This window comes from Lacimonas salitolerans, from assembly GCF_042677865.1.
Classification (GTDB): domain Bacteria; phylum Pseudomonadota; class Alphaproteobacteria; order Rhodobacterales; family Rhodobacteraceae; genus Lutimaribacter; species Lutimaribacter salitolerans.
The window spans coordinates 21755-34893 of the sequence record NZ_JBHUDD010000036.1 but is presented as its reverse complement, the minus strand read 5'-3'; the positions used below and the strand labels follow the sequence as shown (position 1 = coordinate 34893).

Annotated in this window: 10 protein-coding genes; 5 read left to right on the top strand and 5 right to left on the bottom strand. The window is 65.6% G+C overall.

Annotated elements, in window-relative coordinates; all coding sequences use genetic code 11:
* The first annotated feature begins 67 nt into the window (after positions 1 to 67).
* Together ACFTOW_RS04455 and ACFTOW_RS04450 are read left to right on the top strand one after the other, a co-directional pair.
* The gene (locus ACFTOW_RS04455) at positions 68 to 781 is read left to right on the top strand and encodes a DUF1428 domain-containing protein (protein WP_379913491.1); all 714 of its coding nucleotides are present in this window, start codon (positions 68 to 70) and stop codon (positions 779 to 781) included.
* Between the two features lie 200 nt (positions 782 to 981).
* The gene (locus ACFTOW_RS04450; protein ID WP_379913489.1) at positions 982 to 1542 is read left to right on the top strand and encodes a hypothetical protein; all 561 of its coding nucleotides are present in this window, start codon (positions 982 to 984) and stop codon (positions 1540 to 1542) included.
* Between the two features lie 14 nt (positions 1543 to 1556).
* Here the strand turns inward: ACFTOW_RS04450 and ACFTOW_RS04445 are convergent, their stop codons facing one another.
* Positions 1557 to 2555: a glycosyl hydrolase family 8 gene (locus ACFTOW_RS04445; RefSeq protein WP_379913487.1), complete on the bottom strand. Its 999-nt coding sequence runs from the start codon at positions 2553 to 2555 to the stop codon at positions 1557 to 1559.
* Positions 2556 to 2633: 78 nt separating this feature from the next.
* Here ACFTOW_RS04445 and ACFTOW_RS04440 point away from each other — a divergent pair, with 78 nt between their 5' ends.
* Positions 2634 to 3743, top strand: coding sequence for a cache domain-containing protein (locus ACFTOW_RS04440; RefSeq protein WP_379913485.1), 1110 nt, complete (start codon positions 2634 to 2636; stop codon positions 3741 to 3743).
* On the opposite strand, the gene ACFTOW_RS04435 is transcribed toward ACFTOW_RS04440, so the two are convergent.
* Positions 3626 to 5725, bottom strand: a complete 2100-nt coding sequence (locus ACFTOW_RS04435; RefSeq protein ID WP_379913483.1) for a glycosyltransferase — start codon at positions 5723 to 5725, stop codon at positions 3626 to 3628. The genes ACFTOW_RS04440 and ACFTOW_RS04435 overlap by 118 nt on opposite strands.
* A complete protein-coding gene (locus ACFTOW_RS04430; protein WP_379913481.1) occupies positions 5725 to 6777 on the bottom strand; it encodes an HlyD family efflux transporter periplasmic adaptor subunit in 1053 nt (350 codons plus the stop codon). The genes ACFTOW_RS04435 and ACFTOW_RS04430 overlap by 1 nt, the downstream gene beginning before the upstream one ends.
* A 254-nt stretch (positions 6778 to 7031) precedes the next feature.
* Between ACFTOW_RS04430 and ACFTOW_RS04425 the strand changes: the two genes are divergently transcribed.
* Entirely contained in the window at positions 7032 to 7439 is a 408-nt protein-coding gene (locus ACFTOW_RS04425; RefSeq protein WP_379913479.1) for a DoxX family protein, read from the top strand.
* Positions 7440 to 7585: 146 nt separating this feature from the next.
* A complete protein-coding gene (locus tag ACFTOW_RS04420) occupies positions 7586 to 8785 on the top strand; it encodes an aminomethyltransferase family protein (RefSeq protein ID WP_379913477.1) in 1200 nt (399 codons plus the stop codon).
* On the opposite strand, the gene ACFTOW_RS04415 is transcribed toward ACFTOW_RS04420, so the two are convergent.
* Together ACFTOW_RS04415 and ACFTOW_RS04410 are read right to left on the bottom strand one after the other, a co-directional pair.
* On the bottom strand, positions 8721 to 11807 hold the full coding sequence (locus ACFTOW_RS04415) for an efflux RND transporter permease subunit (RefSeq protein WP_379913475.1): 3087 nt from the start codon (positions 11805 to 11807) through the stop codon (positions 8721 to 8723). The genes ACFTOW_RS04420 and ACFTOW_RS04415 overlap by 65 nt on opposite strands.
* Positions 11804 to 12925, bottom strand: coding sequence for an efflux RND transporter periplasmic adaptor subunit (locus ACFTOW_RS04410; protein WP_379913473.1), 1122 nt, complete (start codon positions 12923 to 12925; stop codon positions 11804 to 11806). The genes ACFTOW_RS04415 and ACFTOW_RS04410 overlap by 4 nt, the downstream gene beginning before the upstream one ends.
* Between the last annotated feature and the right edge of the window lie 214 nt (positions 12926 to 13139).

Below are 13139 nucleotides of genomic sequence, written 5' to 3'. Positions count from 1 at the left end.
CCCTTTGCCGGGCAAGACGCCGGTACACCAAGACAGAACGCAAACAGTTGACCCAGGAGAACCCATAATGACCTGCATCACGGGATTTATCGGCGCTGTGCCGACCATCAATCGCGACGCCTTTGTCGACCATTCCCGCCTTGCGGCTGACGTCTTTCGCGGCCATGGGCTGGCAAGCGCGGTCGAAGGCTGGGGCGACGACGTGCCGAACGGCGAGGTCACGTCGCTGCCCGGGGCGGTACAGGCAAGGCCGGATGAAACGGTTGTCTTTTCGTGGTATCGCTGGCCCTCGAAATCCGCACAGGACGAGGGCCTGCGCCGGGGCATGGAAGATCCGCGCCTTGGCCCCGATCAGAACCCGATGCCCTTTGACGGTCAGCGCGCCATTTTCGGGACTTTCGAACCGCTGTTCGAGATCGGAGCACAGCAACCGGGCGGGTATTTCGACGGCTTCGTGATCCCCGTGCCCAAAACCGCGCGCGACGCGTTTCATGCCTTTGCCCGCGCCTGCGATCCGATCTTTGCCGAACATGGAGCGGTCTGGATCATGGAGGCGTGGGAACTCGACGTGCCCGATGGCAAGCTCACCGATTTCCGCCGTGCCGTGGCCGCGAAACCGGACGAGGCCATCGTGTTTTCCTGGGCGCAATGGCCGGACAAGGCGACGCGCGATGCCGGCAATGCCCGCGTGATGAACGACCCCAGGCTGGACGGCGACGGCTGCCCGTTCGATGGATCTCGGATCATCTATGGCGGCTTCTCGCCTGTGCTACAGGTCTGATATCAAGGCTGTTCTGCGCGCATTTTTCGATTCACGATCAACCCCGCAGGCTGCACCACAGGCTCTGTGCAACCGATTTTCGTGCAAGGGTTGTTCGTGGCGGTCACATGCGACACACTTGCGGGATGATGTCTTCACCCGGCGGAAACGCCAAACCTGCGGTCGCAAGTCCGCGCCCGTCAGCCTCCTTCGGTCTGGCCTTGATCTGCGCAGTCTCCCTTGGCTGCGGGTCCGCCCGCGCAGACGGAACCTTTGCGCAATTCGATCTGGGCGATGATACCGGGTCGGCGGTGCTGAGTGTCGAGCGGGATCTGCTGACATTCGGAGCGACGTACAATGCCTATGACGGTGGGCAATCCTTTGGTGTCAGTGCGATGTACCGGCTGGCCGCAACATCGCAGGGGGCCGCAACAAACCTGAAACTCGGGCCGTCCTTCGGAGTTGTCGATGAGGATGGCGAGGATGCCGAAACGCAGGCCGGCCTGCGGATGGTCGCCGACAGATATGTCCCGATGGAGTTCGGCGGGCTGTACTTTCAGGCCGAGGTCAACTCGATCGACCGGGCGTGGTTTCTGCTGGGGCAGGTCACACTGGCTGAACCGCAACTGGCTTTCGAGCTGTCGCGCGGTGGCAGCGAGTCCTACTCGGAAACCACACTGGCTGTCTCGCGGCGGCTGGGTGACGGGCCGGTCAGCCTGCGGGCGGGCTATCGGTTTGAAGACGAGAGCGTCTTTGCCGGGATATCCATCAACACGTTCTGAGAGCACGCCTGCGATCAGGCAAGTGTGATCTGCCGCTGCGCAAGGGCGGCAAGCAGATGCAGGGTGGCGGGATAGTAGGGCTGGGACGCGCTGAACTTTGTGATCGCCGCATCCGGACCTGCAAGCGCCGAATTGCGGATCAGGTGGGACACCGCCGCATAGCCCGGGGCATCGCTGCGTTCCAACACGTCCAGCGTTTCAGGATCAGCGCGCACCGGGGTTTCCGCCTGCCCGTCGGTCAGCAGGGCGCGCGTTCTTGTTACCGCCGGATGGGCCAAGCGACCCGACCAGACCAGATAGAGCGCGACCCGCAACGCATCATACCCATATTGCGGCCCATACCCGGACGCCGGGGCCCAGCCGTTGTCGTCAAGGGTGATCCAGTCCGGCACCAGACCGGCCCTGGCCACGCGCGCGATCAGCGCCTCTCCGTCGTCGGCGACCTGGCCCAGCCGGGGCAGGTCGAACGCGGCGCCAAGCGCATGCAGGGCAAGCGGCATGATGTAGGACAGGTTTACGATTTCGTGGTCGGTCGCGGAAAACTTCTCGGCTGCGGGACGCAGAAGTAAACCGCCGCCCGGTGCGGGCTTCACCAGAATCCTGTCAATCGCATGCGCCAGTTCGCCGGATCGCCGGGCATAGGCTTCAACGCCGAACCGCCGCGCCGCCACCAGCAGCGCCCAGGCATAGAACAGATCACCGTCGCTTGCGTTGTTATAGTCGGCAATTGCGTCTGCGGGACGCCAGCGCCAGCTTAGCAGCGGGTCCTGACGAACGGCCAGATGCCGCTCGGTCCAGTCGAACATCCGCGAAAAGCTGTCCGCGTCGCCATGGCTTGCCGCAAGCAGCATGGCCCAACCCTGACCCTCGGAATGGCTGGACTTGTCCTGCAAGGCATCCACCACGCGCCCCTCGGGCCTCAGAAAGGCGGCTTTCCAGCGGTGCCAGTCCGAACCGGGCACAGCGCCATCTGATGCAAGCGATGCGCCTGCAAAGCCCGCCGATGGTATCATTGCCAGTACAAGCCGTCGGTGCATCCGATTTCCAATGCCGGGTAGGAACAACCTAAGATTGGTGATATGGGTCTTTTCATGCGAAATGAAACCCCGACAGTGGCCTCCCGCGATATCTCGGCGGTAACCTTGCCACGCGCCGTGTTCGGCCTTGTGATTGCGGGCATCGTGATTTTCACCCTCGCCGCCGTGGTGATCGTGCGAGACCGGGTGCGCGAGTTTCAGAACGCCACGCTGGAGCAGGCGGTCACGCTGCGAACGGATGCCGCCGGGCTGGCCTTTGCGCGCGCGCTGGATCAGGACTGGCAGCTTTTGCAGGCAATCGCGGGTGATATGGCGGCGTTGGACCGCGACCAGCTCCGCGCCGTTCTGAATGCTGCCGCGGGCACCGAAGAGCGGGTGTCATGGGCGGGCTTTGCCGCGCCCGACGGAACCGTGGTCGCGGCATCGGACGGGCTGCTTGAAGGCGGCGATGTATCCGCGCGGCCATGGTTTCGTCGCGGGCTTCAGGGGCCATTTGCCGGGGATGTGCATGACGCGCTGCTGCTGGCAGAGGCTATTCCAGAGGGGCCTTACGGGCCGGCGCGGTTTCTGGACATGGCCGCGCCCGTCGTCAACCAGGGCAGCAGGACCGAGGGCGTTTTGGGCTTTCACATCAACGCGGGCTGGGCCAGGGATTTCCTGACGGAGTTTGCAAGAACGGCCCAGATCGATCTTTTGCTGGTCAATCCCGAAGGTGACGTGGTCGTCGCTACCGGCGAGGACATACCCGAACGGCTTGACCTGCCCAGCCTGCGGGCGGCGGCGGCGGGGATCGCTGCGGCAGGCCGCGAGACATGGCCGGACGGCACCGCCTATTTCACCACCGTCCTGCCGTCGGTGACGCATGGGGGGTTGCCCTCGTTCGGCTGGCGGCTTGTCGGGCGGATGGAAATTCAGGGCTTTGCCCTGACGCCGGGTGCCGAACTTGTCCATGTCTCGGCACTGGCGGTGCTGCTGGGCGGGGCGCTGTATCTGGTTCTGGCGCTTGTCTTTGTGCGCGTCTACCTGAGCCCGCTGACCGGGCTGGTTCACACCGCCGGGCGGATGGCCGAGGGGCAGGAGGCGTATCCCGACGAGGTACGCGCCCCCGCCGAGGCGCAGCGCCTGTCTGCCGCGCTGGCCCGGCTTGAAGCGACGCGCAACTGATCTCCGGCCCCGCGGTTGAAGCTGAGCCGTCGCGCCAGATCACGCACCACCGGTCCCAGCCGCACCACATCGATATTGGGTGCGTCGCCTTCGGTATAGAACCGGCGCAGCAGCGCGTCGTTGGTCTCGGAATCGGGGCGCAGCAGCACGCGCACGCCATCTGCGACAGGCGCGATGACCGTCGCCTCGATGTCGCCTACGCCGGGAATGCGCAGAATGCCGCTGGTGCCCTCGGCCCAGATTCGTCCCCGGATGCGCGCCGTGTCCAGCGCAAGCGATGCGATCCAGACACGGCGCGGCCTGTCACCCTCGGCGGCAAAGATCGCGCGCACGGGCTGATCGGCGATGTGGCGTTCCTTGCGGGGCAGCTCGACGCAGGCGATCAGGATAAAGGCCAGCGCGAAGATGTTGTAGATCGTCCAGAACAGCACCACCGATTTGCCGTCTCCGGCGTCGTAATAGGCAAAGCGGTCCCAGATGATCCCGATGACAAGCCCGGCGATCGTCAGCACCAGCAGCACGATGTAGGGTGCCATCAACTGCCATTGCACCTGAATGCGGCTGCGGTCACCGCCCTTGGCGGTCACGCTGAACGGATGGCCCTTGGGCCGCAGCAGCCCGGTGACCGCCGCGCGCGTGATCTGGATCGCGCCCAGATGCTGGCTTACATCCTTGAGCAAGGGCACCAGCGTTCCGGGGGCAAGGATGTTGTAGGTCATGACCGTCCAGATGAAATAGACGCCAAAATAGGCAAGCACGTCGGGCACCTGCGCATCGACGACGGTGATGTTGAAGAACCAGTAGAGCAGCGGATAGACAAAGGCCGCGGTGCGGAACGGAAAGGTCGTGAGCCAGTACAGCGCCGAGTCGATCACGCTCCAGCGGTCACGCAGGCGCAGGGCGTTCTGACCGAACGGACCATAGCGGCTGCGCGCGATCTGCATCAGGCCGAGGCACCAGCGCGCCCGTTGCGTGACGTATTCCTTCAGGCCCTCGGGTGCCAGCCCTTCGGTCAGCGGTTCGTTCAGGTAGTGCGTCTGCCAGCCGTTCTCCTGCAACGCCAGTGTCAGAAGGAAATCCTCGGTGATGCTGTCGGTCGGCAAGCCGCCCAGCTCTGCCACGGCGTCCCAGCGCGCCACGGAGGACGTGCCACAGCAGATCGCCATGCCCCAGGCGTCGCGGGCGGGCTGCATGTGGTCAAAGAAAAAGCGCTGCTCGTCCGGGTAGGATCGGGCCAGACCCAGGTTGTGCTGCATCGGGTCGGCGTTGAAGAAATGCTGCGGCGTCTGCACAAGCCCGGTTTTCGGGTCGTGAAACAGCGCCAGCGCGCGGCGCAGAAAATTCCGGTGCGGCACGAAATCGGCATCGAGCACGGCAAAGAACGCGGGCGGGCCTTCGGCGTCCAGCATCTGCAATGCGTGATTGATGTTGCCGGCCTTGGCCCCCTTGTTGTCAGGTCGGGTGACATAGCGCGCGCCGCGCTTTTCGCAGAAGCTGCGCAGCCAGTCGCGCTTGCCGTCATCCAGCACCAGCACTTCGGCGTTGGGATAGTCGATCGCCAGCGCCCCGACGATGCTGCGTTCAAGAACGTCGAGGTCTTCGTTGTAGGTCGCGATCAGAACCGCGACGCGCGGGGCAGGGTCGGGGGCCCACCATGCCTCGTTCGCGGTGGCCTCGGCGCTGCGGTCGCGGATACGCGACATCAGCAGGTTGGCGCTGATCGAGCTGGCAAGCGCCGCGATTTCCAGCGCGAACAGCGATCCGCTGGCAAGAAAATCCACGGTCAGCCCGACAGGGGCCAGCGTCTCGGTCGCCCGCCACCAGCCATAGCGCATTGCCAGAACGATCGTCACCGCCATCAGCAGGCTGCGGTGCAGGGTGTTCTTGCGATCCACAAGCGATGGCAGGATCATCGCCAGCCCGGCCACAAGCAGCATCTGCACGGCACCGGACTGGGTTTCGCTGAGCCAGACAGGGGGCATCAGAACCAGGACCGCAGCCAGTCCAGGGGACGCTCTTCGAAAAAGACACGGCCGGTGCGCCCCACGGGGCAAGACAGCGCAGGATCGGAATGCAGCCCTGGAACCGCAAGCGCCACATCGAACCGTTCAAGGTGCTGCGCGCCAGGCGCGACGGCAAGATCACGGTAGATCGCGGATGCGCCCGAACCGGCCAGACGCGCCACCGTGCCGACATATGTGTCGCCGCTGCCCGAAAGGCGAAACCGCCCGGCGTCGCCGACGCGCAACCGGTTGTAGACATTCTCGGTCACCGACAGCGTGACGATCAGGGCGTCGCAATCCACCATCCGCAGGATCGCCGCGCCGCGCTGCAGACGCGCGCCATCCGATCCGGGGATGTCCCAGACGCGTCCGTTCGCCGTCGCCTCGATCTCGGCCTCGGTCAGGCGATTGACGGAAAACCGCTCGTCATCCAGTCGGTTCGTGATGGCCGCAAGACGGGTTTGCGCCGCCTGCAGATCGGCCCGCAGTCCGTCGATGACCGTGGCAAGTTCCACCCGCCGCTGCTCGGCGTTGGGTGCATCATTGTATCCGCCGCCCAGAAAGACACCGCCGCGCGCGGCGGCAATCGCGTTGTCCAGCACATCCACCTCTTCGCGCGCGCGGCTTTGCTCGGTGTTCGCCGGATCGCCGGCAAGCGTGTCGCCATCAGCGGGCGTCTCGACACCCAGCAGCGCGAGCCGGTCGCGTGCGTGGTCAAGGCGAAGCTCCAGTTCTGCGATCTGGCGGTCGGTAAAGGTGCGGCTGCGCGCTTCTAGCGTCGCGGCAACCTCTTGGGTCGAGGCAAGCAGGGCCTCAAGGCGCGCCACTTCGGCCGTGGCGAAGGCATGTTCCATTTCAAGGTCGTTCAGGCGTACCGCATCCACCAGCGGGTCACTGACCGAGGCCAGCACCTCGTCCTGTGCCACGGTTGCGCCAAGTTGCCGGTCGGGCAGGGTGATCTGGCCGGCAATCGGCGTTCTTAACGTCACGATGGGGGCGTTCACCACCGCGTTCGCAGATGCCCCTGCCATTTGTTCACCCACTAGGACCCAGATCGCCCACAACACAATCACCGCACCGCCAACGAGTCGTGCAAGTCGCATGAATCTCCTCCAATCCTGCGGAGGATGGTGTCATAGGGGCGTTCGGATTGCCACCTGCGCCCCGGAATGCGCGGGCCCGACCGTCCGGCGCTGCGCTGGACACGTCCCTGATAGTCAACGACTGTAAAGAGGGCGGCGGCGGCCCCGCGCGGGAAAGCCCCTGAAGTCGAGCGGAGAGTCCTATGTCTGCAAACGGTGTGACCGATGCGGCCCTGTTGGCGGCAAGATGCCTGATCGGCCTGTTGTTCGTGGCCGGGGCGGTGCAGAAAATCGTGTCGCCCGGTGATGCGCAGGCCCTGCTGGAGATGCAAGGCCTGCCTGCAGTGCTGGTCTGGCCTGCGTTCGCGTTCAACGCGGCGGCGGGTTTGTTGCTGATCGCGGGGGTGTGGGTCAGACCCGTTGCGGTGGTGCTTGCGGTCTATTGCGGTGTGACGAGCTTTTTCCATCTGATCCCGTCGGACCCCTGGCAGATGTCGATCTTTGCCAAGAACTGGTCGATCGCGGGCGGCTGTCTGGCGCTGGCGGTGGCGGGATCGGGGCGGCTTGCGCTGCGCCCTGATACCAGCCAAGGTCAGGCACGCCGATCGTGATCAATTGGCCAGCAGACACGCTGCTGCCTGTCTAATCCGAACCGGTGATGCGATACAGGCGCCACAGCAAGGGCCATCCCGTTCGCCAAGGCGATCCCGGTCGATGGCGCGTGCCGTGACGCAACTGACCCCAACGGAGGCAAACCATGCCATTTGAAATCCACATTGGCCCGAACAACCGGAAATCGGCCTTTTTTGACGCCACGGTGGCCGATGGGGTGCGGTCTTTCTCGGTCTACAACCACATGTACATTCCGGGGCATTTCGGCGATCCGCAGGGCGAATACGAACGGCTGATGACCGGTGTTGCCATGTGGGACGTGGCCGCCGAGCGGCAGGTGGCGCTGGAAGGGCCGGATGCGGCGCGGCTGGCGCGGTATCTGACGCCGCGCAATCTGGACAAGCTGCTGGCGGGGCAGGCGCGCTATGTGCCGATCTGCGATCACGATGGCTGTCTGATCAACGATCCGGTGTTGCTGAAACTGGCAGAGGACAGGTTCTGGCTGTCGGTGGCCGACAGTGACCTGCATCTCTGGGCCGGGGCCATCGCGCGCGAGCGGGGCTGGAATGTGCGGGTATCGGAACCGGATGTCTCGCCCCTTGCCATTCAGGGACCGCTGGCCGAAGATGTGGCAGTGGCGCTGTTCGGCGCGCAGGTGCGCGACCTGAAGCAGTTTCGCTTTGTCGAAACCGATCTGGCGGGGATTCCCTTGGTGCTGATGCGCTCGGGCTGGTCGCGGCAGGGCGGGTTCGAGCTGTTCCTGACAGACGGCACCCGGGGCACCGAGCTGTGGCAGGCGGTCAGGCGCGCGGGCGCGCCCTTTGGCATCGGCCCCGGCGCGCCGAACGATATCGAGCGGCTGGAAAGCGGCCTGATCTCGTATGGTGCGGATATGCGCAGGCAGGTGATCCCGGCCAACCCGTTCGAAATGGGCTTTGGCGCCATGGTCGATCTGGACAGCGGGCAAGAGTTCGTGGGCCGCACGGCGCTGCTGGACATCCGGGCGCGGGGTGTTGCGCGCCGCCGCACCGGCGTGGTGATCGCGGGCGATCCGGTGGCCGCGTCGCAGCATCCGCTGCCGCTGCTGCAGGACGGGCGCGCGGTGGGCGTGGTCAGCGAGATCGCCCATTCCCCCCCGGCTGGCGCGCAACATCGGCGTGGGGCTGGTGGAGTCCGGCTTGGGCGACAGCGCCGACGGGTTGATGATCGACATGGCCGGCGGCCTGCGACCGGTGCATCTGTCACCGCTGCCTTTCGCCTGACGGGCGCATTGCCCCGAGTCACTCGGCCGGGGTGGCCATCTCGCGCGCAAGTTCTTGTTCCACCGCGCCGCGCGGGCGGCTGAACCGCGCCAGAAGGTCATACAGGACCGGCGTGACCACCAGCATCATCACGGCCGACATCGACAGACCGGCGATGATCACCGCGCCGATTGCGCTGCGACTTTCGGCACCCGCACCGCTGGCCAGCAGCAGCGGCAGCGCGCCCAGCACGGTCGAGATCACCGTCATCGTGATCGGGCGCAGGCGCAGCGTGGCGGCCTGAATGGCCGCGTCGCGCACCGATTTGCCCTCGTCCCGCAACTGGTTGGCGAACTCGACGATCAGAATGCCGTTCTTGGCCACCAGCCCGATCAGCAGGATGATCCCGATCTGGCTGTAGACATTCAGCGAAAGCCCCCCCAGCGCCATGGCATAGACCGCCCCCGCCACCGCCGTCGGCACGGTCAGCAGGATGATCACCGGGTGAATGAAGCTTTCGAACTGTGCCGCCAGCACCAGGAACACGATCAGCAGCGCCATGGCAAAGACGATCAGCACGCCAGACGATGTGTCCTTGAATGTGGCGGATTGCCCTTCGAACCCAAGCTTGCCCTCGGGCGGGATGATGTCATTCGCAACCTCTTCGATCAGGTCCAGGACCGAGCCAAGATCGGCCCCCGGTGCCAGCGAGCCCGACAGCTCGATCGACGGCAACCTGTCGAACCGGCGCAGCGACGGGGCGGCGGCGTTTTCGCGCACACTGACCAGCGCGCCCAAAGGCACCAGCGTCTGCCCGTCGCCCGACCGGATGTAGAGGTTGTCGATATCCGACGGGCTGGCGCGGTCGCGCGCCTCGGCCTGCATGATCACGGGGTATTCCCGGCCACGGCTGACAAAGGTCGTCACCTCGCGCGAGGCCAGCATGGTCTGCATCGTGGTGGCGATCACCTCGACCGGGATGCCCAGATCGTCGGCGCGGGCACGGTCCACGCTGACATCCAGTTGCGGCAGGTTCTGTTCATAGTTGATCTCGGCATTGGCCAGCCCTTCGATCTCGCCCGCGCGGTCCAGAAGGGTGGTGGCCCATTCCTTGACGCTGTCGAAATCCGGGCCGCTGACCACCACGCGCACCGGGGTCGAACTGCCGCGCAGGCCCAGACCGGCGGGGGTGATCGGAAAGCCGCGCGCGATGGTCAACTGCCCGATCTGAGGCATCAGCGACGAGGCGACCTCGGCCGCGGTCATCTCGCGCTCGTCCCACGGGGCAAGGCGGAACACCACGAAGGACCGAAAGGCGCGGTTGCCAAAGCCGGTGAAGGTGAACACCGATTCGACCACGCCCTGTTCTCGCAGCGGTGCCAGCATGTCCTCGACCTGGCGGGCGGCCTGATCGGTATATTCCAGCGTGCTGCCCTGCGGCGCGGTCAGCGGCACGAAGCCGACGCCGCGATCCTCGCGCGGGGCCAGTTCGCGGGGCAGATCGGCATAGAACAGACCGGCGCCCCCGGTGATCACGCCCGCAACGACCAGCACGACCAGCGGCATGCGCATGGCCCGGGTCAGGATCGCGGCATAGGCCTTTTGCACCGCGCCACGCGGTTCGCCATCATCGACCTGCACAGCCCCGGTGCCGGGCTTGAGGATCTTCGACGCCAGCGCCGGGCAGGCGGTCAGCGCCACGAAGGTGGAAATCGCCACCGTCCCCGCCATCACCCAGCCGAACTCGACGAACAATCGCCCGACCTGACCGGGCATGAACGACAGCGGCACGAACACCGCGATCAGCGTGGCTGATGTGGCGATCACCGCGAATGTCACCTGTTTCGATCCGCGCAGGGCGGCGACCACGGGTTTCTCGCCGTTCTCGATCCGGCGCTGGATGTTTTCCAGCACCACGATGGCGTCATCCACCACCAGACCGATCGCCAGCAGCAGCGCCAGCAGGGTCAGCGTATTGAGCGAAAAGCCCCAGGCGGCGAACAGGACGAACGCGCCCAGCAGCGACACCGGAATGGTGATCGCCGGGATCAGCGTGGCGCGCGGTGAGCGCAGGAACAGCAGGATCACCATGACCACAAGGCCCAGCGAAATGAACAGCGATGTGACCACCTCGCGGATCGAGGCCCCGACGAACAACGCATCATCCGATCCCACCTCGATCGACATACCCTCGGGCAGGGTGGGGCGCAGGTTGTCGATCTCGGCCCGCACGGCGTTCGATATCTGCAAGGTGTTTGACTGGCTCTGGCGCTGGATGGCGATGCCCACGGCGTCGCGCCCGTCGCTGCGCGCAATGGTCGAGTCGTTGGCCACGCCCGGCTCCACCCGGGCCACATCGCCCAGACGCACGGGGTAGCCGCCGACGCGGGCGATCACCACGTCGCGGAAATCATCCAGGCTTTGCAGTCGGCTGTTCAGCCGCACGGACATCTGGCGATTGACCGAGGTGACCTCGCCCGCAGGCAGTTCGACATTGTTGCGCAGCAAGGCCTCCTGCACGTCGGCCACGGTCAGCTTGCGTGCGGCCAGCGCGCGCCGGTCCAGCCAGATGCGCACGGCAAAGGCGCGCTCGCCATAGATGTTCAGGTTGGCCACACCGTCCAGCGTGGCCAGCCGGTCGGCGATGAACCGGTCCAGATAATCGGTGATTTCCGCCGTTGTCATTCGGTCCGACACCACGGCCAGCCGCATAACCGGGTCGGCGTCTGCGTCGCTTTTCTCGACCTCGGGCTGGTCGGCGGCGTCGGGCAGGCTGTCGCGGACCCGGCCCACCGCGTCGCGCACGTCGTTGGCCGCCACGTCGATGTCGCGCCCGCTGCCGAACTCGATGGTCACGCGCGACCGGCCCTGACGGCTTTCGGAACTGATCGAGCGGATTCCGGCGATCGCGGCAACCGCCCCTTCGATGGTTTCGGTGATGTCGGTGTCGATCACCTCGGGGGCGGCCCCGCGATAGGTGGTGGTGATGGTGACGACGGCATTGTCCACATCGGGCAGTTCACGCACGGGAATGTCGCGCAAAGCGACCAGCCCGAACACGATCAGCAACAGGCTGGCCACCGTCGCCAGAACCGGGCGGCGGACCGAGATGTCGGACAGGGTCATGCGTCTTCCTCGGGCTGGGCGCGGCTGGCGTCGGCGGCGGCTGTCCCGGCTTCGTCGGCGTTCAGGATGTTGACCTGCCCGCCGTCCTGCACACTGTGCAACCCACGGATCACCACGGTTTCGCCGGTATCTATCCCGTCAAGGATCGCCACCACACCCTCGCGGCGCGGCCCGGTCTGCACCGGAATGCGCCGCGCGGTGCCGTCGCGCACGGCAAACACGTATGTTTCGGCGGCCTGGAACACGATCGCCTCTTCCGGGACGGTCACGTGGTTGGGCTGCGACAGTGTCAGGTCCAGCTGCATGAACATGCCGGCGGGCAGGGTGCCATCCGGATTGGGCACACGGGCACGGGCGCGAAACGACCGGCTGACCGGATCGATCCGGCTGTCGACCGCATCGACCACGCCGGTGAACTGACGCCCGGGAAAGGCCGCGCTGGTGGCGGTGACGCCCTGACCTATGCTGACGCGCGAGAAAAACGTCTCGGACAGGCCGAAATCGATCTCGACCTCGGACAGGTCATCCAGCCAGGTGACGCGGGTGCCGGCGCTGACGCGCGCGCCCAGATCGACCTCGGCCAGACCCACCGTCCCGGCAAAGGGCGCGCGGATCGTGCGCTCGGCCAGGCGCTGCTCGACACGGTCGACCTGTGCGCGGGCCTCGGCCAGCCGAGCCTGCGCGTCATCCAGCGTCGAGGCAGCGACGGCATTTGTTTCGCGCAACTGTATGGCACGCTCCAGCGTGCGTTCGCGTTCGGTCAGTTGGGCGCGTGCCTCATCCACGTCGGCGCGGGCGATGGCGCTGTCGAGCCGCACCAGCACGTCGCCGGCATTCACCTGCTGACCGGGCCTTACCAGCAACTCCTCGACGCGGCCACTGATTTCGGGGACGATTTCAATGGTTTGCCGTGCGCGCGTTGTGCCAACGGCTTCGATGATCTCGGGCATGTCGCGGGTCTGCGCAATGGCGACCTCGACCGTGGCGGGGCGTGCGCCGCGCTGGTTCTGGGCGGCGGCTGCCTCTTGCGGGGCGAAGTTCTCAAGATAGGCCTGATACCCGCCATAGGCTGCCCCGCCCAACAGGACCAATACCAACAACTGCTTGAAGAATGACATAAGTATGGTCCCCGCTGGCACTGCACCCCGATGCGCGCCCGTCTAAACAGTATAGCAGATTGACCCGATGGCAACTGTGCACCCACGCAGGCGTGATCACACTGTGCGAACAGGGTTTCAGGTGCCGTCAGGTTGGGCGGTTGACGTCGGGTCGATGCGTGGTTGCACCATGGGTGGTTGCCAGAGTGGTTGAAGGTGCCGCAAACTTGTCTAT

Coding starts and splice junctions, on each gene's coding strand:
- ACFTOW_RS04455 (WP_379913491.1), top strand. CDS start 68: ATGACCTGCATCACGGGATTTATCGGCGCTGTGCCGACCATCAATCGC.
- ACFTOW_RS04445 (WP_379913487.1), bottom strand. CDS start 2,555: ATGATACCATCGGCGGGCTTTGCAGGCGCATCGCTTGCATCAGATGGC.
- ACFTOW_RS04440 (WP_379913485.1), top strand. CDS start 2,634: ATGCGAAATGAAACCCCGACAGTGGCCTCCCGCGATATCTCGGCGGTA.
- ACFTOW_RS04435 (WP_379913483.1), bottom strand. CDS start 5,725: ATGCCCCCTGTCTGGCTCAGCGAAACCCAGTCCGGTGCCGTGCAGATG.
- ACFTOW_RS04430 (WP_379913481.1), bottom strand. CDS start 6,777: ATGGCAGGGGCATCTGCGAACGCGGTGGTGAACGCCCCCATCGTGACG.
- ACFTOW_RS04425 (WP_379913479.1), top strand. CDS start 7,032: ATGTCTGCAAACGGTGTGACCGATGCGGCCCTGTTGGCGGCAAGATGC.
- ACFTOW_RS04420 (WP_379913477.1), top strand. CDS start 7,586: ATGCCATTTGAAATCCACATTGGCCCGAACAACCGGAAATCGGCCTTT.
- ACFTOW_RS04415 (WP_379913475.1), bottom strand. CDS start 11,807: ATGACCCTGTCCGACATCTCGGTCCGCCGCCCGGTTCTGGCGACGGTG.
- ACFTOW_RS04410 (WP_379913473.1), bottom strand. CDS start 12,925: ATGTCATTCTTCAAGCAGTTGTTGGTATTGGTCCTGTTGGGCGGGGCA.